Consider the following 21831-nt stretch of genomic DNA (forward strand, 5'->3'; position numbering starts at 1 on the left):
GCGGCAATACGGAATGCATGCAGAATGATTCTGTGGGGGCCAGATGTAGCCTGAAGACTGGCTGGCTGGATCCTCAAGGGGCGCCGCCCCCGGCGCCATGCAAAATGACTCGCCTAAAAGATGTGCTTCACGCCGACCATCGCGCCAAACTGGTTCCCACCTGGCGCCGGGCTGGTACCGGCCTGACCACTGTTGACGGACAAGGCGAGGTTGCCGAGATTGTCGATAAAGCCTGCGGTCGCATACGCCGAGGTCCGTTTTGAGAACGCATAGCTGCCGCGGCCTGCGAACATCCATGCCTTGTTCGGGCTGTTGTGATAGCGAAGGTGATAGGCCTCTGCATCAACGCTGATCCTCGGCGTGATCGGGTAGGACGTCCCAAGGTAGTAGAGATCGCTGCGCGGCGTCGCGCTTGCCCGGTTGTCGCGGCGCAGCCATCCGCCCCCGATCTTCGCCTCTCCCACCATGAAATACCCGTTGAGGGAGAGCCGGTCGTCTGTGAGGGCGCTGCTTGTCAGGCCACCAAAAGCACCAGGCCCGCCTCGTAACGAATCGTAGGCCGCCGCTACGCTCCAGCGCGCCGCATCGTATTTCAGGAGCACCGACCACTCGCGACACGCGCGCTGGTCTGCCGGGTTCTCCCCCGCGCAATTGGTGCCGCCCGGGCTGGGGCCGGCATTGACCGTGTCGCGACCGAAGCTGTAGGTGGCGCCCACCGTCAGGCCACCAAAGGTGCCCTTGTAGGACACGGCGTTGTCCGCGCGCGTATTGGGTATGTAACTGTCGAGCGATCCTGAACCAAAGAGATTTGGGCCGAGCATGTCGGGCTCGGCCATGGCCCAGAACAGCATCGTGTACTGGCGCCCGATGGCCACCTGCCCCCAGCGCCCGGACAGGCCTACCAGCGCCTGGCGGCCGAACAGCCGCCCTCCCTGGCTCGACGCACCGCTGTCTGGCAGGAAACCCGACTCCAGCCAGAAGATCGCTTTGTTACCGCCACCGATGTCTTCGCTCCCGCGCAGGCCCCAACGGGACGGAACGGTACTGGTCAGGCCAGGCATGAAGGTTTGTGTGTCGCGTGCCTGGCCGACTCCGTTGACGAAGGCGATGCCGGTGTCGATGACTCCATATAACGTCACGTTTTGCGCGGCGGCCCATCCGGGCGCTGCCATCAGAAGCGCAGCGGCCATCTTACGAATCTTCATGTCTCCTCCATTTCTTTCATATAGTTGTTGGCTGACGTTGCGAGAGCGCCACCAAGCCTCCGTCAAGGTGGTAAATGCCCAGCCGTACGTGCCGGAAATTCCTGTGACCGGTGTTGCAATCCACGGCGAAGGCTGTCGCTAAACCTCAGCGGGTTCCCCGCCTCGTTGCGTAACCAGGTCGAGCGCCACATCGACGATCATGTCCTCCTGGCCGCCCACCATGCGACGCTTGCCCAGTTCCACCAGGATGTCGACGGTTTTCAGCTTGTAGCGTGCCGCTGCGGCTTCGGCGTGGCGCAGGAAGCTCGAATAGACGCCGGCGTAGCCCAGGGCCAGAGTTTCCCGGTCCACGCGTACTGGCCTGTCCTGCAACGGGCGTACGATGTCGTCGGCGGCATCCATCAGGGTGTAGAGGTCGCAGCCGTGCTTCCAGCCCAGTCGGCTGGCGGCTGCGATGAACACCTCCAGCGGCGCGTTCCCTGCGCCTGCGCCCATGCCGGCCAGGCTCGCGTCCACACGGTCGCAGCCCTCTTCCACCGCAACGATGGAGTTGGCTACGCCCAGGCTCAGGTTGTGGTGGGCGTGAATGCCTGTCTGGGTCTCCGACTTGAGCACGTCCTTGAAGGCGCGGAAACGATCGCGCACATCGCTCATGTTCAGCGCCCCACCGGAATCGACCACGTAGATGCACTGCGCGCCATAGCTTTCCATCAGCTTCGCCTGCTGCGCCAGCGCAGCAGGATCGGTCATATGACTCATCATCAGAAAGCCAACGGCATCCATGCCGAGTTCGCGCGCGAATGCAATGTGCTGGCGCGAGACGTCCGCCTCGGTGCAGTGCGTGGCGACGCGCACGACCCTCGCGCCCGCATCGTAGGCAGCGCGCAGGTCGTGCACCGTGCCCACTCCGGGCAAAAGCAGCGTCGCCACCTTGGCGCGACGCACGGTATCGGCTACCGCGGCGATCCACTCGACATCGGTATGCGCGCCGAAGCCATAGTTGAAGCTCGAGCCAGAGAGGCCGTCACCGTGCGCAACCTCGATCGAGTCCACGCCCGCTGCGTCCAGCGCGGCGGCAATGCGGCGCACGTGGCCCAGGCTGTACTGGTGGCAGATGGCGTGGCTGCCGTCGCGCAGGGTGACATCCGAGATATAAAGCTTCTTGTTCAGATCCATGTCTGTCTCCTTCTGCACCGGTCAGGCGGCTGCCAGGCTGGTCTCGGCCAGGCGCTCGGCGCAGGCCAGCGCGGCGCTGGTCATGATGTCGAGATTGCCGGCATAGGCCGGCAGGTAGTGAGCGGCGCCCTCCACTTCCAGGAACACGGTGGTTTTCAATCCGCTGGCGGGCCCGATGCCCGGCACGTTCAGCGGCGCGGAAGCGGGAATGCGCTCAAACTGCACGCGCTGCTTGACTCGGTAACCTGGAACATAGGCCTGGACGGCCTGCACCATCTGCGCAATGCTCGCCTCGATTTCCGCCTCGTCGGCAGCATCGGACAGCGTGAACACCGTATCGCGCATGATCAGCGGCGGCTCGGCGGGGTTCAGCACGATGATGGCCTTGCCGCGTGCGGCGCCGCCGACCGAGCAGATCGCCTGGCTGGTGGTCTCGGTGAACTCGTCAATATTGGCGCGCGTGCCCGGCCCGGCCGACTTGCTGGAGATCGACGCCACGATCTCGGCGTAGTGCACCTTCGCCACGCGCGATACCGCCGCCACCATCGGAATGGTGGCCTGGCCGCCGCAGGTGACCATATTGATATTGCTGGCCTCCAGGTGCTGGTCGAGGTTGACCACCGGCACCACATAGGGGCCGATCGCCGCCGGCGTCAGGTCGATCACCCGCACGCCGTGCTGCTGCAGCAACTGGTTATGGTGCGCGTGCGCGCCGGCCGAAGTGGCGTCGAAAGCGATGCGGATATCGCCAAAGGTCTCCATCGCCAGCAGGCCTTCGATGCCCCCGGCGGTAGTCGGCACGCCCAGGCGCGCGGCGCGCGCCAGGCCGTCGGAGGCGGGATCGATGCCGACCATCGCGCCCATCTCCAGATGACGGCCGTGCCGCATCACCTTGATCATCAGGTCGGTGCCGATATTGCCCGAGCCGATGATGGCAACCTTGTGCTTGCCTGCTTTCATGTCCATGCTGACTCTCCCTTGCCGCCGCTGTCCGTTAGCGGCCTGATTAGCGGCCCAATTCCTTGGCTGATTTCCCGCCGATGCCGAAATGCGCCTTGGGCATTTCGGTGATCAGCACACGCACGGATTCGCGCGGGACGCCGATCGACGCCACCGCCGCGTCAGTGAGCGCGCCGATCAGGCCCACCTTCTGTTCCTCGGTCCTTCCTTCCATCAGGAAAACTTGCATGATGGGCATTGCCTTACTCCTGTCATTTGTCATTGGGAGCACACAGTCTTGCTCCCGCCGGTTGTGCTGCTATCAGACAAAACGCATCGATACCGTCCCCAGGTGCTGGTAGCGCACGGTGACGTTGTCGCCCGCCTGCACCGCCACCGCCTCGGTCACGCCGCCGGTCATGATGAAGGTGCCGGCCGGCAGTTCGCGCCCGCGCGCACCCAGCATGTTGGCCAGCATGGCCACGCTGCTGGCCGGGTGGCCGAGCACGGCGGCGCCGGCGGCGGTGGCGACCACTTCGCCGTTCTTTTCCATCACCACGCCGAGGTTCTTCAGGTCGATGCCATCGGCGCTGCGATGCGTGCCGCCCACCACGAAGCGGGCCGAGGAGGTGTTGTCCGCAATCACGCTCTTCAGGTCGAAACGGAAGTTCTCGTAGCGCGAGTCGATCACCTCCACCGCCGGCAGCACGAAATCGGTGGCGGCCAGCACGTCGCCGATATGGCAGCCGGGCCCCTTGAGCGGGCACTTGAGGACGAAGGCGATCTCGGCCTCCACCTTGGGATGGATCAGCGATGCGGTATCGATGGCGCCACCATCCATGCAGGCGCCGTAGTCGGTCAGGAAGCCGTAGACCGGATCGGTCACGCCCATCTGGCGCATCTTGGCGAACGAGGTCAGCCCCATCTTGAGACCGGCAATGCGCGTGCCGCGCGCCTCCTTGCGTGCCCGGATCGCGTCCTGGACGGCGTAGGCGTCGTCCCAGTCGATGTCGGGATGGTCGTCGGTGATCTTGCGCACCGGCTCGCGGTTGAGTTCGGCGTTCTCCAGGTGCTCGGCGAGCTGCTGGATGATGTCTTGGGTGAGATGCATGGCGATGTCGTGGGATGCTATGGGGAATCCGTTCAGATGAAGCGCACGCCGGCCGAGCCGATGCCGCCCAGGCTGATGCGAAGCTGGTCGCCAGCCTGGACCGGCGCCATCGCGGCCAGCGAGCCGGACAGGATCACCTCGCCCTTCTTCAGCCCCATGCCGAGACGGCCCAGCGTATTGGCCAGCCACGCCACGGCGTTGGCGGGATGGCCGAGCGCGGCGGCACCGGCACCGGTGGCGACGATCTCGCCGTTCTTCTCCAGCGTCATGCCGACCGTGCCGAGATCGAGCCCGCGCGGGTCCACGGCAACATCGCCCAGCACGAATACGCCCGAGGACGCGTTATCCGCCACCGTGTCCTGGATGCGGATCTTCCAGTCGCGGATGCGCGAGTCGACGATCTCGAAGCAGGGCAGCACGTAGGCGGTGGCGCGCAGCACATCGGCATTGGTGACGCCCGGGCCTTCCAGGTCTTCCTTGAGCACGAAAGCGATCTCCCCTTCGGCCTTGGGCGCGATCAGCGTGTCGGCGGCAATGGCGGCGCCATCGCCGTAGACCATGCCGGACAGCAGGTGCCCGAAGTCGGGCTGGCGCACATCGAGCATGTCCATCACCACCCGGCTGGTCACGCCGATCTTCTTGCCGATGACACGCTCGCCGGCATCCAGCCGATGCTGCACCATGGCAAGCTGGATGCCGTAGGCGTCATCGATGGACAGATCCGGATAGCTTTCAGTCAGCGGCGCGATGGGCTGGCGCGCGGAAAGCGCATGGTGAAGGCCAGCAGCGATATCGAGGATTTGTTCTGGTTTCATGGCCCGGCTCACAGTTTCACGCACACATTGCGCAGCTCGGTATAGAACTCCAGCGAATGCACCCCGCCCTCGCGGCCGATGCCGGATTGCTTGGCGCCGCCGAAGGCGGTGCGCAGGTCGCGCAGGAACCACGCGTTGATCCAGCAGATGCCCACCTCCAGCGCGCTGCCCATGCGGTGTGCCGCGCCGAGATCGGACGTCCACACCGTCGCGGCCAGGCCGTAGGGCGTGTCGTTGGCGAGCCGGATAGCTTCTTCCTCGGTATCGAATGGCGCGATATGGCAGCAAGGGCCGAAAATCTCCTCGCGGATCACGGCCGAATCCTCGGGCAGGCCTGTCCAGATGGTGGGCTGCACCCAGGCGCCTTCGGCCAGTGCTTCGGGCATCTCGGGCACGCCGCCGCCGGTGACGACGGTGGCGCCCGCGTCAGCCGCCTTCCTGTAGTACGACAGCACCTTGGCCTGGTGCTCGAGCGAAACCAGCGGCCCCATGTTCACGCCGTCGCCGTCCGGGGAGCCCAGCCGCAAGCCTTCGGCCTTTGCCTTGAGCGCCGCGACAAAGCGCTCGAAGATCGGCCGCTGTACGTAGACGCGCTCGGTGCCCAGGCACACCTGGCCGCTGTTCTCGAAGGCCGCGCGCGCAATGCCGGCGACGGCCTTGTCGAAATCCGCGTCGGCGAACACGATGCCGGCGTTCTTGCCGCCCAACTCCAGCGAGACCGGACGCACGCCATTGGCAGCGGCCTTCATGATGGCCTCGCCGGTACGGGTTTCGCCGGTGAAGGTGATGCCGTTCACATCCGGGTGCGCGGTCAGGAAGGCACCGGCGGAATCCGGACCAAAACCGTGGACCACGTTGTAGACGCCGGGCGGCACGCCAGCCTCGTTCATCACTTCGCCGAGCAAGGTGGCGGTAGCCGGCGTTTCCTCAGACGGCTTGACCACTACCGTATTGCCGCAGGCCAACGCCGGGCCGACCTTCCAGGTCATCAGCAGCAGCGGCAGGTTCCAGGGGCACACCACGCCGATCACGCCGCGCGGCGAGCGCACCGCGTAGTTGATGGCCTCGCCGCCGTCGGGCGTGGCCATGGCGAAACTCTCCGCCGGTACGTTCCTGATCAGGTCGGCGAACACCTTGAAGTTGGCCGCGCCGCGTGGAATGTCCACATGGCTGGCCAGCGAGAGCGGCTTGCCGGTGTCGGCAATCTCGGCCTGCAGGAATTCGTCGAAGCGGCGGTTGATGCCGTCCGCCACGGCGTGCAGCAGCTCGACGCGCCGGGCCACCGTCATGCGCCCCCACTCGCCCTGCAACGCGCGGCGCGCCGCCGCGACAGCGGCGTCGACCTCTGCCTGGCCGGCCTCGTGGACGTGCCCGATCAGGCTGTTGTCGATCGGATTGCGGTCCTCGAAGGTCCGTCCGGTGCCGACCCATTCGCCGTTAATGAAGTTGCGGAATTGTTTCATGCAATTGCCTCGGTAACTGATTTTGAAAGGGATTGGGAGCCGCGCCGTCCAGGGCGCGTCGGACCCGAGCAGCACCGCCTGGTCGCCTGAAGCGCTAGGCTGATCCGGTCGCCGTGCCCTCCGAATCGCCGGCTGTCAGGTATCCCCACATCCGTTCGAAGATCCGGCCAACGCGGGTCGCCCGCAATTCGGCGTCCGCCTGCGGGATGACCGCGGCACGGTCGCTCAGTCCCGCACCGCGCAACGCGAGATCCATGCGTGCGGCATCTTCCAGGTACCACGTGAGCACCACCGCATCCTCCAGCGAGTCGCCGGCAACCACGGCGCCGTTGCCCCGCATCACCACCGCGCTGGCCGTACCCAGGGTTTCGACCACCGCTGCCGCCTGCTCAGGCGTGCGGACCAATTGCGGGTCGTCCCACAGCGGCACCCCGGCGGAGAAGTACGTGCCAATGCCGTGCAGGCAGCGCGGTGTCAGGCGTGCTGCCGACAACGCCATCACTGCCGGTGGCATGCTGCGCACCACGCCGCCAATGTGCGGATGCTGCCGGTAGATCTCCTGGTGAATGCGGACTTCGCCCAGCACGCCGTCAGGAAGCGCCCCGTTGATGTTCACCACCGTGCCGGTATCGCTTGCCACGATCAGCCCCATCGGTTTGGCCGCACACACCAGAAACTCGCTCGGGCTGAGGCGCACACTGCAATGTCCATAGGCATGGGCGAGATGGGCCCGACCGATTGCCCGCGCTGCCACACGCAGGAGGCGTTGTTGCGCGTCAATGAGCGTGGAGGTCGTGCTCATGAACGAAACTCGGCAATGTCCGGCTTGGCACCCCACATGCAGAAGGATGACGAAGTCCCGGTGGGAAAATGCCGAGGGCGGTAGGTCTTCTCGTCTTCCACCGAGATGGTCCTGACGCCTGTCGAGTACTCGTAGATCATGTCGTCCGGACCTTCGAAATAGAGGAACACGGCGCCCGAGGTGGGATGCCGCCCCGGCCCGAACAGGATGCGGACGCCCCGTTCGCGCAACAGGTAGTAAGACCGCATCAGGTCGTCGACACTCTCCACCTGGTGGTTGATATGCTGGACGCCGGCGTAAGTGGAAGGAAACAGCGCGATCTTGTGGTGAATCTCGTCGATTCGCAGCAACGGCGCCTCGCCGATCCAGTCACTTACCTTTGCATTGCAAAGCCCCGTCCAGAACGTTTCGTCGCGCCCCGGATTGGTCGAGCGCAAGCCGATGTGGCTGAAGCCGGTGATGCCGGCATCGCGCGACGGAAAATAACGGCGACCGCTGTGGTCGGGCGCGACAACGAGATCGATGCTGTTGCCAGACGGATCACGAAAGTTGATGAAGGCACCAACCCGTCGTAACTCGCACTGCTCTTTCGAGCCCGTGACGACACGCACGTCGTTGCGATCGAGCAAGTCGGCGGCCGCGGCAAGCTCGGCGGGAGACGCTACCTCGAAGGCGGAAGTATGGTCTTTGGGGTCGCCCTCGAAATAGCACAGCGTGTGGTCGCGGCTGTCCGAGCGGAAGTAGAGGGCGCCTCGCTCGCGATGCGCGACCTCCAGGCCCAGCACCTGCGTAGCGTACTGCTCGCAACCCTGCAGGTCGCGCGTCCCAAGACGCACATAACGGATATCGGAAAGGTGAATCATCGGGTCTCCTGTTGATCGCAGCCGGCAGATCACGAGGCAGGAGTCCTCAGGCACGCGCTTCGCCGGTCACAGCGTGAGCCGGCCTGGCTATGTTCGTCTCCTGCCCCGCAGGCATCGATGCTGAGCATCCCGCCGGCTTGTTTTCGAAAAATGTAGCGGCGCCGAACGCATAAACAAAGCAAATTGTTATAATTCAGATTATTTGATTTTCGAATATCCATGCGACTCGATCTGAATTTGCTGCGGGTCTTGCTGGCGATCTACGACACCGGCAGCGTGACGGCAGCGGCCAAGCGCCTGAACATGAGCCAGCCGGCAGCCAGCGCCGCTCTCGCCCGGTTGCGCGAGTCATTGGGGGATGCCCTGTTTATCCGGCAGGTCGATGGCATGTCGCCTACGCCGCGCGCGCAAAGCCTGGCGGGCAAGGCCAGGGAAGTCCTGGACGCCATCGATCACGATATCCTGCGGGCGCCGGAATTTGATCCGGGGGTGTGCAGCGACGAATTCGTCTTTTGCCTGAGCGCGATCGGAGAGATCGTGTTCCTGCCAAAGCTGGTGCAACACATCCGTGCTACGGCACCGTCGGCGCGCATTCGTGGCGTCAGCCTCGCCCCCGCCCAGTTGGAGGACGCCTTGCGGGCCGGCGAGGTCGACCTGGCGCTGGGCTACTTCCCGGATCTACGCAAGGCCGAATTCTTCCAGCGGCGCCTGTTCTCGCATGACCTTGTCTGTATGGTGCGCACGGGGCACAGGATCAAAGGACCGCGCATGACCCTGGCGCAGTTCCAGGCGGCAGAACATGCCTTCGTCAAGGATGGAAGTCGTAGCCAGGAGATGTTTGAAGAGGTTCTCGCCAGGCAGGGCATCCAGCGCAATATCGTGTTGCATACTGCGCACTATATGAGCATCCCCACCATCATCGCCGAATCCGATCTGGTGGTAGTGCTTCCGCGTACCGTCGCCAATGTGTTTGCCGACTCCAAAAGGGTGCGCATCGTAACGCCTCCAGTTGAAATTCCGCATTACGATCTGAAGGTGTACTGGCATCGGCGCTTTGCCAAGGATCCCAAATCGAAATGGCTGCGCTCCGTGGTCACAGAGGTTTTCGCCACCGACGCCGACTGAGCGATTGGGGCGTTTTCGTTTCGCCCGCCAATGCGTGGACTTATCGTTGCCACATGCCTTCGCTTGATTAGGAGCAAAGACCCATTCCCGCGGTTCCTCGAGTCGACGCTGTGTGCGGGTCGCGAGCTTTCATACTTAATTTCAGGGTCGCGCGCACCGCCTGTCAGGCCGTCGATCTCGAAAGAGAACCCATGGCGGACGATTCCCATGACGCGCGAGCGCCCCTGGTCGTAGTGCGACCGTAGAACTTCTAATCTAACTGATTTTCTCAAGGTCCTTCATTTCAATGACTCCTGTTGAACCGACTCAGAATTATCGCGTGAGCAACAGGATTGCCGGTGGCCCAGGGAGAGCCGACGGCATTCGGCGACACGCCTGGAAAAGGAGGCCCAGTCGGCCGGCATGACGGGCAGGTGCAATCCGCCAGATGGCGGGCGCGCACCAAATGATCTTCTGAGCGAGAAGACCTAGATCTGGATCTGCGTACCAATTTCGATCACGCGATTTGCCGGTATGTTGAAATAGTCGGCCGCGTTGCCAGCGTTCCTGCTCATCGTGGCAAACAGCCGTTCACGCCATAACGCCATGCCACTGGGGATGCCGGCCACCGGAATGATGGTCTCGCGGCTCAGGAAAAACGAGGTCTCCATCATGTCGAAATCCAGGCCAGATCCTCGGGGCAGCGCATTGAGCGCCTGCGCGACGTCGGGCCGGTTCATAAAACCAAAGCGCAGCGTTATCCGATAGCAGTCGTGCCCGAGCGGCTCCACGGCCAGGCACTCGTTCAGTGGCACCCAAGGTACATCCTTCATCTGCACGGTAAGAAACAGGACGCGCTCGTGTAGCACCCTGTTGTGGTTGAGGTTATGCATCAACGCGTGTGGCACCACGTCGGGTGTTGGGGTGAGGAACACCGCTACGCCGGGCACACGCGGCGGTAGTGCGAGAAATAGCGAATCCAGGAACGACTTGAGCGGGACGTCGGAACTCTGAAGCCGTTCAAGCAGGACTTTCCGGCCGCGAAGCCATGTCAGCATCACGACGAACATCCCGGCCCCGACAATGAGCGGGAACCAGCCACCCTCGGCGACTTTCAACAGGCTCGAGGAAAGGAAAGCAGCGTCCACAGCAATGAAGAAACCAGTCGCGAAGAGGCTTAGCAACAGGTTGTAGCCCCAGCCGTAGTGAATAACAAAGAAGGTGAGGAGGGTCGTCGCCAACATCGTCCCGGTCACTGCGACGCCGTATGCCGAGGCGAGGTTCGACGAGGAGCCGAAGCCGAGCACGGCGACCAGAACCGCAAAAAGCAGTATGCCGTTGAGACTCGGTATGTAGATCTGTCCGATCGCCTTCTCCGATGTTTGCACCACGTTCATACGCGGCAGGTAGCCCAGTTGGATTCCCTGTTTCGTAAGCGAGTAAGCACCCGAAATCGTCGCCTGCGAGGCGATCACTGTTGCGGCAGTCGCGAGTGCAACCATCGGATACAACGCCCAGGACGGATAGAGCAGATAGAAGGGGTTCTCGATCGCCTTTGCATTCACGATGAGCAGCGCACCCTGGCCCAGGTAGTTGAGCACAAGTGCCGGGAATACCAGCCCGAACCACGCCAACCGAATCGGGCCACTGCCGAAATGTCCCATGTCTGCGTAGAGCGCTTCGGCGCCAGTGAACGCGAGCAGCACCGCGCCCAGCACTGCGAACGAGGCGAACCCGTGTAGCGTAACGAAGCCGAACGCGTGCAGCGGGTTGAGTGCGCCCAGAATGGCGGGATACTGGACGATGCCGTAGATGCCCGCCGCGGCCAGGGCGAGGAACCACACTATCGTGATTGGCCCGAACAGCGCACCTATGGTCGCGGTGCCATGCCGCTGAAACAGGAACAGCGCGATCAACACGCCCACGGATACCGGGAGGACGTAAGGCTTCAGAGCCGTCGTGCCCACTTCGATTCCTTCGACCGCAGAGAGTACCGAGATGGCAGGCGTCAGCACGGCATCACCGTAGAAGAGCGAGGCGCCGAACAGCCCCACGAACAGGATCGGCGTGGGTGAGCGGGCCAGCCTTTTCACGGATGACAAGGCAAGCGCGAGCAGTGCCATGATGCCGCCTTCCCCCTTATTGTTCGCTCGCATAATGAGTATCACGTACTTGAGCGAGACCACCACCATCAGCGACCAGAAGATCGCGGAGATTCCCCCGAGTATGTTTTCGGGTGCGAGCGGAATCCCGTGGGCAGGATTGAAGGTCTCCTTGACAGCATAAAGGGGGCTCGTGCCGATATCACCGTAGACGACGCCCAGCGCAGCAAGTGTCAGGGCAGCGCGGGATTGCTGCAGGTGCGAGTCGCTTGACGTTTCGCCGTTATTCGCGTACGAGTCCACAGCTGCCCCTCCTGATCGTTGGAACTGTCAAGCTCTGACCGGGCTCCTGCGGCGCCGGGGACGACGTCGCGCTGGCCGACTCTAACGGCATACTGCTTGTGGGGAGCCCATGGCTAGGGATGGAGGAGTTCGCCGTGCTGCTGCCCGGCACCGACGGCGAATCAGCCGCGGCCGTGGCAGAGAAGTCTTGAGTAGCGGTCCACCGCCTCCAACGTCCTCAACGTTTAGAGCATATACGGTGAACTCGCCGTCAGCATCAGGTGCCGTCACCACAGACGCTGCACGCAGGGATTTTCCCAATCTCCGCGCGATCTGGATCGGGCATGCCAACGCTCCCCGTCGTTCATCCCCCACCCGTCATCTGGCGGGTGAAGTAAGACACGCACGATTGGCGAATTATCGCTCCGTATCCATGAGCCCCATCAGTTCAGCCTGGTCGGCGATCCAATCCCGGTCGACGCTAAGCTCATGGTGGCAGGCGGGGCAAGTCAATGGCTGCGACAACTTTCCAGAGACCATATCCTGCAGGGTTTTCGAGTGAACATGACCGCACATCGCGCAGGTCATGAAGATGGGCACTAGAGGTTTCATTTTTGCACCAACGATGAGCCGGGGTAGTCCGGCAAGGGCCCGGCATTGGCGTTCAGGACCTTGCGTGTACGGCGTCCCAAACTCCGGGGCCTGATATCAATTTACAAACGCCACCGCAAAGCCGGTGTAAATACCTCGCCCACGACATAAACAACGCATAAAACCCGTTAACTGCTCGGCCGGATGCTGGACGGCAGGACGGCCGGGCAGTGACGGCTGGCTTTCAGGCCGCAAGATACCTGTCCCGCACGATGGCTCCAGAGCTTGCCGCACCAATGCGCCGCGCTGGCTGCTCACCGTCATCGACCAAGGAACCGCCAGGTTGGCCGGTGCTTCTTTATCGGATCTTTATGCGCTGCTGCCATATATTGATGCAAGATAAACGCGGCCTCGCATACGCTGGTTGCATGGGACTCGCCGCGCCGACAAATCGTCGCCGGCGCGGTGCCGCTACCAGTGTTGAACCGCCATGATCAAGCTCCTCGTCGCTGTTGACAGCTCAGATAGTTCGTTATGGGCTGCCCGGCATGCAGCGTTCCTCTATAGTGAGGGCAACGTTTCGCAGATTGTGCTGCTCAACGTGCAAGCTCCGATTGAGCATGGAAGGGCCAGCGCCTACCACTCCCTCGCCGAACTGCGAGAGCGAGAACGCAAGCAAGGGGAAGCCGCACTGGCACGTGCAGGCGAAATCCTTGACGATTCCGGCGTGGATTACGTGGCGCAGATTGGCATCGGCTCGCCCGCGAATACGATATTGAATGCCGCACAGGCGTGTCAATGCGACGGTATTGTGTTGGGCCTGTCAGCCTGGGCGCGGGTCTTGGCCCTTGCAGGCGCCGGTACTCCGGCCAAGGTCATGCGACGCTCCCGCGTACCCGTCACGCTGGTCAATGCCCCGCACGCGCAGGTCCCATCCGAGTTCACGGTGCACCGGCCACGCACCAGTCATGCACGCCCTGCGCTTGTCGTCTATTCGTCTGCATCCTTGCCTCGATGCGTTGACAGGCTTGCCCACTGAGAGTCCCCCTCAGGACCTGCTGGCTCGGCACTCTCCATGGAGGCACCCCAAAGCAGGTCCAACTAACAATGAACAATGCACGATCGACGCTCGTGAGTGAAATGTGTTGGTCGGTAAAGGAGCCCCCATGTCCGCCGAACTCCAAGTCGTCCCCTACCGTGACGGATGGGATGTCATCTACGAAAGCGGGCGGAACGCAGAGTCACACCATCCTACCCGCGAGGCTGCGGTGGTGGCTGCGATCGTCCAGGCCAGACGCGATGGCGCGATTCTCGTGACATTCGATCGCGATGGCAATGAGATCCTCGGCACGACTACGGCACCGTCCTTGCGGGATGGTTAGCGTGACACGCGCCTCGATCACTCAACGGCCTGTCCTCCGAACCGGGTCGGATGTCAAAGACGAGCCTGTCCGTACAGGCCGGTGCGTGACAATGCATATCACCATCGATGCAACGCATGCCGCCCCCCTTGCGCCATGCATTGATACGGGAATGCGCCGATCAGTCCTGGTCAATCTGCCTGGCCACGTTGCCGGGAGGCGCACGTATGCGTCTTTCGTTGACCCTCCCCAAAGCAGCTGTCAACGACGCCATGTTTCAAATCGTTGAGGTTGCGCCAGGGGCGGTTGTGGGGCAACTTGAGTTCCCATCGCTCGACGGCCGCCGCTTCATCGCGGACAATCGAAGCATCCGAAACAGCCAGCCACGCCGAGATGATTTCCTTCGACATTGCGCAATACTGTTTCGACCTGCGGGCTGTCGCAGTTGCGGTGCGCGGAGACTACGTCCTTCTCCACCGCGTTGAGACCGACAGCTTTTGGAGGCCTTCCCGGCGGGCGGGTGGAGCCGGGCGAGGAAGCTGCCCACGCCGTTGTCCGTGAAGTACAGGAAGAGCTGGGCGTCGCCACTATCGTCGACGGCCTGCTATTTGCGGCGGAAAACTTCTTCGAGGGCGGCGGAAAGCCGCACCACGAGATCGGCTTCTATTTCGCCGTCTCCCTGCCGGACGAGTCGCCGGTGGTCGACGTCACAAAAGAGCGCATGCGCATGGTATCCACGCAACGGCTGGTATTCCGCGCGTACGATCGATCAGTCCTGCCGGCAGGCGCGGCGGAATCAGCTTCGTGGCTAGCAGGAGGGGCAGCTTCTCGGTGGCCATCCGCTCCACAACTATGGCGCTGCCGCCCAGATATAGACCTGCTCGATCAGCTGGTCGCTGGCCTCCGAGAAAGCCTGTGCACCGCCGGCCGCGTCCGCCGTGCGTGCCGGCACCTGTGCCCGGAACATCGCACTGCGTACCTGCGGCGGGGTCGATGCGCTCAGCGTCGCGACCGCCACCACCCGCGCCTCGCTCTCGGTGGCGCTGGCGTAGTGCTGGACGAACTCCACTACGCGCAGGCTGAGCGCGAGGGGACGCGGTTCCCCCGCTGCCCGCGCCGGCTGAGGCGAGGGCCTCGCCTGAGCGTAGGCGCGCATCATCAGGTCTTCGATCAGCACCGGCGGCCGGTCGATCCATTGGTTTTGCGCATAGACTTCGACTGCCTGGGCGGCCTTGTAGTCGAGCGAGTACAGGAAGCTGGTCTGGTTGATCCAGGGCGCAGCCGTGACGCGCAACTGCAGGCCGGGCGGAAGCTTGTCGGCGGCGGTCGCGGCACGCTCCCCACCGGCAAGCGACCAACGGGTCGGTTGCGTGGGTGCCGAGGCGCAGGCCGCGAGCAGGCATGCAACCAGCGCGCCTGGCAGCACGCGTGCGAGTACTTTCTGGGGAAGATGTGCCGGCATGATCAGCCTCCAAATCCGACTTCACCCGGGCCGGGCCTGGACCGATGCTTGCCGAAGATGATCCGTTGCGGGTCGTCCCGCTGCTGGACGGCGACCTCATTGAGCGAGCTGGTCATGTCATCGACGCCTTGCAGTGTCTGCTCCAACTGGGGAAGGATATCGCGGTCCACACGCGCAGCAGAACTGTCAAAACTGCTTGCCATGCCCTTGATGCCGGACAGCGTGCCGGTAGCTTCGCGCTGCAAGCCGGCGACGTCGGTCTTCAGGTCTGCGGTAAGGCCGCGCAGGTCGCTCGTCAGGCGGTCGACCCCGCCCAGGCTGGTGCGGGCAGACTTGAGCAAGTCCGGCAGTTCAGTCGACGCGATGCGGACATTGTGCATGGTGTTCTGCAGGTCTTCGCGCATGGCCGGGTTGACGATCTCGATCAGCGCCTGCGTGAGCTGCCGCAAGTCGTCCACGGCTTCGGGCAAGGACGCGCCAACGCGCTGCAGCGACGAGGGCTCCACCGGGATGGCGGCGTGGTCCTGGTCAAGCGGGGCGCCGCGCCCGCTGTCCAGCAATTCGATGTCCGACAGGCCCGTGATGCCCTGGCTGACCAGCCTCGCGGTGGTAGCAGTGCTCAGGCGCAGCGGCTGAGACAGGCGCGCCGTGATCAGCACCTGCTTCTGGTTCTTGGAATTGATCCGCAGATCGGCCACCTTGCCGATGGGAATGCCGCGGTAAAGCACTGGCGCCTCGCGGTTGAGGCCGCTCACGGATTCTTCGGAAATCAGCGTCAGGTCCTGGGAATAAATGTCGCGGGTGCGCCCCATCCAGACGGCAAGCACGGCGCCGGCTGCCACCAGCACGACGAAGAAAATGCCGGTGAAAAGCGCATAGGTCTTGCTTTCCATGATGCCTCCCGTGGATTGGCCTGGCGACGGTCAGGACGCGCCGGTCATGAAGTATTGGTGGATAAAGGGGTGATCGACCTTGCGAACCTCGTCCAGGGTGCCATTGGCCACGACGTGCTGGTCGGCCAGCACCGCCACGCGATCGATCATCGGTTCAAGCCGGAAAATCTCGTGGGTCACGACGATGGCCGCCAGGCCAAGCAGGTGGCGCAGTGACAGCATCAGTTCGACGAATTCGCCGGCCGCGACCGGGTCGAGGCCGGAAGTAGGTTCGTCCAGGAAAAGGAGCTCCGGGTCCAGCACGATCGCGCGCGCCAGGGCGGCGCGCTTGATCATGCCGCCGGACAACTCCGAAGGCAGCTTGTCCGCGTCGGACGGCCTCAGTCCGGACTGGGCGAGCTTGAGATAGGCGATGTCCATCATCTCGGCGCGGGACAGATTGCCGCGTTCATGCAGTGGCACCATGATGTTCTCGAGCACCGACAGGGCGCTGTACAGAGCGCCGAACTGGAACAGCACGCCCCAGCGTTCGCGCAGCCTGCGTTGCCGCAGGAAATGGGCCGATTGGATGTGCTCGCCGAAGACTTCCACGGTGCCCCTGGCCGGCTCGGTCAGTCCCATCATGTGGCGCAGCAACGTGGTCTTGCCGCTGCCGGAGCCGCCCACGAGCCCTACCACCTCGCCTGGCTTCACCTCCAGGCTGAGGTCTCTGTGGATGACCTTGTTGCCGAATGTCGTCCAGATTCCCGTCATGCGCACGGGCAGGGCTGTTTGCGCGAGTTCAGGCATGCTCATTTGCCCGTCAGTGACAGCGCGACGGCGACGATCGCGTCCAGCACGATCACCATGGTGATCGACGCCACCACCGAGGCCGTGGTCGAGGTGCCGACACTGGTGCTGTCCGGCTTCACGCGTTCGCCAAAGTAGCAACCGACCATGCCGATGGCGAAGCCGAACATGACGCCTTTGGCCAGTCCGATATAGAGCTGCCGTACCGGCACGACATCCCGGAAGCGGTCGATAAACAGCGAGAACGGGATATCCAGTTGCGCCCTGGCGGCCACCGCGCCGCCAGCCAGCGCGAACAGCGTGGTCCAGAGGGTCAGCAGCGGCACGGCAAGGGCCAGCGAGGAAATCATCGGCCAATAGAGGCGCAGCGTATGCGAGATCCCGTGCACGCTCATGGCGTCCAGCTCCTGGCTCAGCTTCATGGCGCCGATCCGCGCGGTCAGCGCCGAGCCCGATCTGCCTGCGATCAGGATGGCGCACAACAGGGGACCAAGCTCGCGCAGAACGGCAATACCGAGGAAATCCACGATGAAGATGTTCGCACCGTACTGCAGCAATTGCTGTGCCGACAGGTAGCTCAGCACCATGCCGATCAGGTAGCCGACCAGTGCGGTGATACCCAGCGCGGTGACTCCCGCCCGATAGCTTTCCACCGACAGTTCGCGCCATGGCATCAGGCGGGGCCTGAGCACAATAACGACCGTGGCAAGCACATAACCGCCCAGCAGGCGGAGAAAATCCCCGACATGGCTGAATGGACTGAGCAGGGCTGCACCGATTGCCGTCAGCGTATCGATGAGGATATGCCGCCTTGGCATAGGCGGCGCATCGCCGACCGTGATGATCTGTTCCAGCAACGCGCGCTGCGCGTCGCTGCAGACAAGGTGCTCCGGCAGGACGCGGCCCCAGCTACGGACCAGCAGGCGCAGGCCGACCGTGTCGAAGCGCTCCACGCCGCTGATGTCCCAGCGCGATGCGGTCAGGGCGTGAAGGGCCTTTTCGGTGGCGGCGATCCGGCCGTGCAGCGCGGGGAACGTCCACAGCCCTTCGAGAACGGCGGTGCTGTTCTCGAGACGCCAGTGCGGTTGTCCGGCCAGAGCACGTTCCATCGACACAGACGCAGCCATCGGACTACCTCCCTGCGGTTATCACGGTAGCGCACGGCATGCCGGCCGCCCTCCGATCGCCAAGTTACACGCACTGAAATGTGCTTGCATCTTGCCTTTTGCGCGAGCGAGGCAGGATGATCCGAACGCTGTTGAGCGACGAGGTCTCTCCACCATATGGCATCGATGGGCCAGTGCTAGTTTTCCCAAACACACAAGGAACGCAGCCAGAAGACATCCCGACCGGAGCCAGGATCGTCTGGCAAAGACGCAGGCAGGCCCGGCGGACAAGCCGCCGCGCTGCCGGACCCTCATGTCAGATATCGAGCTTGCTGATCTTGGAGCCGTTCAGCGAGACGTCGAACATCAGGCCAGAATTGGTCTGAACGAAGGCGATCACCGGCTGCTGGGTGGTCAGGCTATCGAGCCGGCCATCGGCGCCGACATGGGCCAGTGCCACATTAGCGTCTGCCCCGACGGTCCAGCCACTGCTGGACACAAACTTGTTGTAGGCCTCCGGCGTCATGATCATGATGATGATGGCCTTGGACTGGCCGCCGATGGTAGCACCCACCGAAGCCTCCGTCATCTTGTAGTAGCCGCCGTCAGCGCCGCGCGAGCGCAGCGCGCCCTCGCCATACTCGCCACCGATCCCGAGACCGGCCGAGATCACCCGAGGGAACACCAGAATGCCCTGCGCGCGCTGTGCTAGCTCGCGCGAACCGCTTGTCGCCGAGAACAACCGATTAAGCGCGCCATCGACACCCGCATCGATTTCCTCTTTTTTTGCGGCCGTATCAGTCGTGCTACCGGTGCCTGTCGTCGAGCAGCCCGCAGCGAACACGGTTGCGACAAGCAGTCCTGATCCGGCAATCCGGGTAACAAAATGGCGTCGATTCATAGTACCTCCTGGAAAGTGTGGTGACATGGGTCCCAACGGGTCAACTACTAACTGGGGAATCGGCTGAGCGCCCGCGAAAGAAGGCATGAACCGGTTCACCGTTTATGGACGGCACTTATGCGCCGGAAACGGCGTGTCGATAGGCCAGAGAATTGGACGCTTATCGAGCCGGGATTGGCTTTCAGTCCTACCCGGATTTGATGATAGTTAACGGGGGGAAGGACGGCCATTACATAAAACTGGAATCAGCTATGTGTGTCGATCGGTGTAATTTCTCTGACGCAGTGGGCTAGTCCGGTCAGCCACGGCGGTTGGTCACCCTTTCCACAAATGTTGCAGTTGGCCAAGCACTCGCCAGCCAACATAGCCCACTGGACGGCCGTAATGGTGTCTACGGAGGATCGAGTGTGTAGCCGAAGCGGCCGCATTACTTCCGGGCATCCGTCGCAGCCTTGAGATCGGCCACGGCTGGCTGCGTTCTCCATGCATTGAAAGTTAGCCAAAGCAGGGCGGCAAACGGCAGCAGCAAAGCCATGAACCCCACACGCCGGTAAGCCAGAGCGCCAGCTACCGCACCCCCTGCGAATGCCACGACCGCCGGCACCATCCTTTCCAGGCGTGCACGCGAGGTAGCCTTTGCTTCGGGCGATGTCGATGGCGTCAGCACTTCGAATGCGTCCAGCATGACCTGCGTCACGTTGCCCGTCATCACCGTGTTCGGCACGCTGCCTGGACGCGAGACCAGCCTGTCGCGCGCATTCTGTACACCCATCGCCGCTGCGCCCAGCATCGCGCAGACGATCACCGAGGTATTTTCTGGATGCACGATGGGCACCGCACCGATGCCAGCGACGCAAAATGCCAGCATCAGTGCCGCCTGCACGGCATAAATGCGCCATGCGGCGCGGCCTGGCGCCGCGGGCGCGCTCCTGGCGATCACACTTGTGATGACCACACCCACCACAAATGCCGGAAAGGCCATCAGTTTCATGAATACGCCCTGGCCGAACCCAGCCGTACCGGCACCGATCAATACGAAGTTACCGGTGACGTGTGCCGTGAAAAGCCCGAAGAGTGCGACAAAACTGAGGGTATCCACATAGCCGGCAATGGCCGCGAGCGAGGTGTCCTCACGTTTCATCATGAGCCTCCGTCATGTGTCTTGTCTCAGCGCACTGGCGCGTGAATTTCGGCAACGTATTCACCTGGGAACTGCACGGCGCTTCGACCATGGCGATGAAGTTGCGCAACTGAGCACGAGTCGATGGTAGGCGTCGCGAGCTGATGTGGAAATAACAGATTCCAGTTAGATGGGCCGTTTGGCGCACTGTGCTTGCACGCACGTCAGGTTGGTCGCGTCGCCAGAGACCGACTGCATGATGTCGGCATTCGCGCGTAAAATCTGTCGGATAGCCGCCAGTGACGCCGGTCGCAACGGTTGCCGTTCGTCGTATTCCCAGGCCGGTGCGGGAAACCAGCCGACACGTTCACGAAACCCGAACCCTCAACCGATCGGCAATCATTCAATATAGGCCGATCAGAGAGGTCGATTTCTGGCGCTCGCGTGGATCGAATTTTTCAACACTATCGGTCGATAGCAACCGCTTGAAACTTGCGATTGGCCCGCGCTCCGACGACCGCGCGCGCTCCCCGCTGACGATACCTCGCAATGACAAGGGACGACCGATGAACTTTGCAATCCTCCTTGCCCACCCCTGGTTCGGCACCTGGACCGCAGCCGTTATCGCTGTCCTCGTCGCGTTGCTAGCGCATCGTCTCGGTGGCGTGCTGCTGTTGCGTATTACCCGCTCTGCCCCAGTGCTGAATGCCATCGTGAGGAAAGGTCGGGCCCCATCGAAGGCAGTCTTGCCACTGCTGGCGCTGCAGGCAGTCTGGCAAGCCGCGTCAGGCGATTTGCACTGGATTGACAGCGTGCGGCATCTCAACGGTGTGTTGCTGATTGCCGCAACTACCTGGCTTGTGGCGCGTATCATTGCCGGTTTTGCGCAAGGCGTACTGGACCAACACCCATTGGATGTAGAGGATAATATGGGTGCGCGGCGCATCCACACGCAAACGCACGTGCTCTCCCGCATTGCGATGACGCTTGTCGTGGTGATGGGTGCAGCTATGGCGCTCATGACCTTTCCAGCCGCTCGGCATGTCGGCGCCAGCCTGTTAGCCTCGGCGGGCGTGGTCGGTCTGATTGCGGGCTTTGCGGCCAAGCCCGTGTTCAGCAGCATGATAGCCGGGTTGCAACTCGCCCTGACGCAGCCCATCCGGCTCGATGACGTACTCATCATCGAAGGCGAGTGGGGCCGGGTGGAGGAGATCACCGGCACGTACGTCGTGCTCCGGATATGGGACGAGCGTCGCCTCATCATCCCGCTCCAGTATTTCATTGAGAAGCCGTTCCAGAACTGGACTCGCAACAACGCGCAGCTCATGGGATCGGTGTTCTTCCACGTGGACTACGGCATGCCACTGGCACCGCTACGTAAGGAGTTGGAGCGCATCGTGCGCGCAGCGCCCGAGTGGGACCAGCGGTTCTTCAATCTGGTGGTCACCGACGCCACGGAGCGGACGATGCAGGTCCGCGTACTCTGCACGGCGGCGTCATCTGGCCTGGCGTGGGACTTGCGCTGCGTGGTGCGCGAAGGGCTGATCGACTTTATGCAGCGCGAATTCCCGCAATTCCTGCCGCGGCTACGAATCGAGGACAACGACTATGCGCCGCAGCGAACCACTCCTGCGCAAGTCTCCTGAGCGCGACTGTCGCGCATTTGGAGCCGGAAACCGGCGTCCACTGCTGCCGTGACCAGCCGCTTTCACTCGGGACCCAATGGAATTCGCATGGCAACAGGAT

Annotated in this window: 21 protein-coding genes and 1 pseudogene; 5 read left to right on the forward strand and 17 right to left on the reverse strand. The window is 63.0% G+C overall.

Features of this window, described 5'->3' with window-relative positions:
• Positions 1 to 113: 113 nt before the first annotated feature.
• From K307_RS14890 to K307_RS14930, 9 genes are all read right to left on the reverse strand, one after another.
• Positions 114 to 1205, reverse strand: coding sequence for a porin (locus K307_RS14890; protein WP_042879222.1), 1092 nt, complete (start codon positions 1203 to 1205; stop codon positions 114 to 116).
• A 138-nt stretch (positions 1206 to 1343) separates the two neighbouring features.
• Entirely contained in the window at positions 1344 to 2381 is a 1038-nt protein-coding gene (gene dmpG / locus K307_RS14895) for a 4-hydroxy-2-oxovalerate aldolase (RefSeq protein ID WP_042879224.1), read from the reverse strand.
• Positions 2382 to 2402: 21 nt separating this feature from the next.
• Positions 2403 to 3347: an acetaldehyde dehydrogenase (acetylating) gene (locus tag K307_RS14900; RefSeq protein WP_042879226.1), complete on the reverse strand. Its 945-nt coding sequence runs from the start codon at positions 3345 to 3347 to the stop codon at positions 2403 to 2405.
• Between the two features lie 40 nt (positions 3348 to 3387).
• Positions 3388 to 3612, reverse strand: a complete 225-nt coding sequence (locus K307_RS14905) for a 2-hydroxymuconate tautomerase (RefSeq protein WP_268989195.1) — start codon at positions 3610 to 3612, stop codon at positions 3388 to 3390.
• 30 nt (positions 3613 to 3642) lie between these two features.
• Positions 3643 to 4431 carry a 2-oxo-3-hexenedioate decarboxylase gene (gene dmpH, locus K307_RS14910; RefSeq protein WP_042879230.1) on the reverse strand — a complete coding sequence of 263 codons (789 nt, stop codon included), beginning with the start codon at positions 4429 to 4431 and terminating at the stop codon, positions 3643 to 3645.
• A gap of 32 nt (positions 4432 to 4463) precedes the next feature.
• On the reverse strand, positions 4464 to 5246 hold the full coding sequence (gene dmpE, locus K307_RS14915; protein WP_042879232.1) for a 2-oxopent-4-enoate hydratase: 783 nt from the start codon (positions 5244 to 5246) through the stop codon (positions 4464 to 4466).
• Positions 5247 to 5254: 8 nt separating this feature from the next.
• The gene (locus K307_RS14920; RefSeq protein ID WP_042879235.1) at positions 5255 to 6709 is read right to left on the reverse strand and encodes a 2-hydroxymuconic semialdehyde dehydrogenase; all 1455 of its coding nucleotides are present in this window, start codon (positions 6707 to 6709) and stop codon (positions 5255 to 5257) included.
• A gap of 94 nt (positions 6710 to 6803) precedes the next feature.
• On the reverse strand, positions 6804 to 7511 hold the full coding sequence (locus K307_RS14925) for a class II aldolase/adducin family protein (protein ID WP_051974896.1): 708 nt from the start codon (positions 7509 to 7511) through the stop codon (positions 6804 to 6806).
• Positions 7508 to 8374: a VOC family protein gene (locus K307_RS14930; protein WP_042879237.1), complete on the reverse strand. Its 867-nt coding sequence runs from the start codon at positions 8372 to 8374 to the stop codon at positions 7508 to 7510. The genes K307_RS14925 and K307_RS14930 overlap by 4 nt, the downstream gene beginning before the upstream one ends.
• Positions 8375 to 8593: 219 nt before the next feature.
• Here K307_RS14930 and K307_RS14935 point away from each other — a divergent pair, with 219 nt between their 5' ends.
• Positions 8594 to 9499, forward strand: coding sequence for a LysR family transcriptional regulator (locus tag K307_RS14935; protein WP_042879239.1), 906 nt, complete (start codon positions 8594 to 8596; stop codon positions 9497 to 9499).
• Between the two features lie 467 nt (positions 9500 to 9966).
• On the opposite strand, the gene K307_RS14940 is transcribed toward K307_RS14935, so the two are convergent.
• Entirely contained in the window at positions 9967 to 11883 is a 1917-nt protein-coding gene (locus tag K307_RS14940; RefSeq protein WP_042879241.1) for a potassium transporter Kup, read from the reverse strand.
• 1060 nt (positions 11884 to 12943) lie between these two features.
• Here K307_RS14940 and K307_RS14950 point away from each other — a divergent pair.
• Both K307_RS14950 and K307_RS14955 read left to right on the forward strand, forming a co-directional pair.
• Positions 12944 to 13492 carry a universal stress protein gene (locus K307_RS14950; protein WP_042879245.1) on the forward strand — a complete coding sequence of 183 codons (549 nt, stop codon included), beginning with the start codon at positions 12944 to 12946 and terminating at the stop codon, positions 13490 to 13492.
• Positions 13493 to 13619: 127 nt separating this feature from the next.
• Positions 13620 to 13835 (forward strand): DUF2188 domain-containing protein, encoded by a 216-nt coding sequence (locus K307_RS14955; RefSeq protein ID WP_042879247.1) that lies wholly within the window; start codon positions 13620 to 13622, stop codon positions 13833 to 13835.
• A gap of 170 nt (positions 13836 to 14005) precedes the next feature.
• Here K307_RS14955 and K307_RS47810 read toward each other — a convergent pair whose 3' ends face one another.
• Positions 14006 to 14224: a hypothetical protein gene (locus K307_RS47810; RefSeq protein ID WP_155301153.1), complete on the reverse strand. Its 219-nt coding sequence runs from the start codon at positions 14222 to 14224 to the stop codon at positions 14006 to 14008.
• 71 nt (positions 14225 to 14295) lie between these two features.
• Here K307_RS47810 and K307_RS51050 point away from each other — a divergent pair.
• Positions 14296 to 14514: pseudogene (locus tag K307_RS51050) on the forward strand (NUDIX domain-containing protein); the annotation flags it as partial.
• Between the two features lie 150 nt (positions 14515 to 14664).
• On the opposite strand, the gene K307_RS14960 reads toward K307_RS51050, so the two are convergent.
• The 6 genes from K307_RS14960 to K307_RS14985 all read right to left on the reverse strand — a co-directional run bounded on the left by K307_RS14960 (position 14665) and on the right by K307_RS14985 (position 20106).
• Complete coding sequence (locus K307_RS14960) at positions 14665 to 15276, reverse strand: ABC-type transport auxiliary lipoprotein family protein (RefSeq protein WP_042879249.1); 612 nt, start codon at positions 15274 to 15276, stop codon at positions 14665 to 14667.
• 2 nt (positions 15277 to 15278) lie between these two features.
• The gene (locus K307_RS14965) at positions 15279 to 16169 is read right to left on the reverse strand and encodes an MlaD family protein (RefSeq protein WP_042879250.1); all 891 of its coding nucleotides are present in this window, start codon (positions 16167 to 16169) and stop codon (positions 15279 to 15281) included.
• Positions 16170 to 16199: 30 nt separating this feature from the next.
• Positions 16200 to 16964 (reverse strand): ABC transporter ATP-binding protein, encoded by a 765-nt coding sequence (locus K307_RS14970; RefSeq protein WP_230625678.1) that lies wholly within the window; start codon positions 16962 to 16964, stop codon positions 16200 to 16202.
• A complete protein-coding gene (locus K307_RS14975; RefSeq protein WP_080745027.1) occupies positions 16961 to 18085 on the reverse strand; it encodes an ABC transporter permease in 1125 nt (374 codons plus the stop codon). Before K307_RS14975 ends, K307_RS14970 begins: the two co-directional genes overlap by 4 nt.
• 295 nt (positions 18086 to 18380) lie before the next feature.
• Positions 18381 to 18965 (reverse strand): YSC84-related protein, encoded by a 585-nt coding sequence (locus K307_RS14980; protein WP_042879255.1) that lies wholly within the window; start codon positions 18963 to 18965, stop codon positions 18381 to 18383.
• A gap of 427 nt (positions 18966 to 19392) precedes the next feature.
• A complete protein-coding gene (locus K307_RS14985) occupies positions 19393 to 20106 on the reverse strand; it encodes a YoaK family protein (RefSeq protein ID WP_042882061.1) in 714 nt (237 codons plus the stop codon).
• A gap of 545 nt (positions 20107 to 20651) precedes the next feature.
• Here K307_RS14985 and K307_RS14990 point away from each other — a divergent pair.
• Positions 20652 to 21731: a mechanosensitive ion channel family protein gene (locus K307_RS14990; RefSeq protein ID WP_042879257.1), complete on the forward strand. Its 1080-nt coding sequence runs from the start codon at positions 20652 to 20654 to the stop codon at positions 21729 to 21731.
• Positions 21732 to 21831: the final 100 nt, after the last annotated feature.

The sequence above is a fragment of the Cupriavidus necator A5-1 genome (genome assembly GCF_000744095.1).
In the GTDB taxonomy this organism is placed as follows: Bacteria; Pseudomonadota; Gammaproteobacteria; order Burkholderiales; family Burkholderiaceae; genus Cupriavidus; species Cupriavidus necator_A.

Coding starts and splice junctions, on each gene's coding strand:
- K307_RS14890 (WP_042879222.1), bottom strand. CDS start 1,205: ATGAAGATTCGTAAGATGGCCGCTGCGCTTCTGATGGCAGCGCCCGGA.
- dmpG (WP_042879224.1), bottom strand. CDS start 2,381: ATGGATCTGAACAAGAAGCTTTATATCTCGGATGTCACCCTGCGCGAC.
- K307_RS14900 (WP_042879226.1), bottom strand. CDS start 3,347: ATGGACATGAAAGCAGGCAAGCACAAGGTTGCCATCATCGGCTCGGGC.
- dmpH (WP_042879230.1), bottom strand. CDS start 4,431: ATGCATCTCACCCAAGACATCATCCAGCAGCTCGCCGAGCACCTGGAG.
- dmpE (WP_042879232.1), bottom strand. CDS start 5,246: ATGAAACCAGAACAAATCCTCGATATCGCTGCTGGCCTTCACCATGCG.
- K307_RS14920 (WP_042879235.1), bottom strand. CDS start 6,709: ATGAAACAATTCCGCAACTTCATTAACGGCGAATGGGTCGGCACCGGA.
- K307_RS14925 (WP_051974896.1), bottom strand. CDS start 7,511: ATGAGCACGACCTCCACGCTCATTGACGCGCAACAACGCCTCCTGCGT.
- K307_RS14930 (WP_042879237.1), bottom strand. CDS start 8,374: ATGATTCACCTTTCCGATATCCGTTATGTGCGTCTTGGGACGCGCGAC.
- K307_RS14935 (WP_042879239.1), top strand. CDS start 8,594: ATGCGACTCGATCTGAATTTGCTGCGGGTCTTGCTGGCGATCTACGAC.
- K307_RS14950 (WP_042879245.1), top strand. CDS start 12,944: ATGATCAAGCTCCTCGTCGCTGTTGACAGCTCAGATAGTTCGTTATGG.
- K307_RS14955 (WP_042879247.1), top strand. CDS start 13,620: ATGTCCGCCGAACTCCAAGTCGTCCCCTACCGTGACGGATGGGATGTC.
- K307_RS47810 (WP_155301153.1), bottom strand. CDS start 14,224: ATGTCGAAGGAAATCATCTCGGCGTGGCTGGCTGTTTCGGATGCTTCG.
- K307_RS14960 (WP_042879249.1), bottom strand. CDS start 15,276: ATGCCGGCACATCTTCCCCAGAAAGTACTCGCACGCGTGCTGCCAGGC.
- K307_RS14965 (WP_042879250.1), bottom strand. CDS start 16,169: ATGGAAAGCAAGACCTATGCGCTTTTCACCGGCATTTTCTTCGTCGTG.
- K307_RS14970 (WP_230625678.1), bottom strand. CDS start 16,964: ATGAGCATGCCTGAACTCGCGCAAACAGCCCTGCCCGTGCGCATGACG.
- K307_RS14975 (WP_080745027.1), bottom strand. CDS start 18,085: ATGGCTGCGTCTGTGTCGATGGAACGTGCTCTGGCCGGACAACCGCAC.
- K307_RS14980 (WP_042879255.1), bottom strand. CDS start 18,965: ATGAATCGACGCCATTTTGTTACCCGGATTGCCGGATCAGGACTGCTT.
- K307_RS14985 (WP_042882061.1), bottom strand. CDS start 20,106: ATGAAACGTGAGGACACCTCGCTCGCGGCCATTGCCGGCTATGTGGAT.
- K307_RS14990 (WP_042879257.1), top strand. CDS start 20,652: ATGAACTTTGCAATCCTCCTTGCCCACCCCTGGTTCGGCACCTGGACC.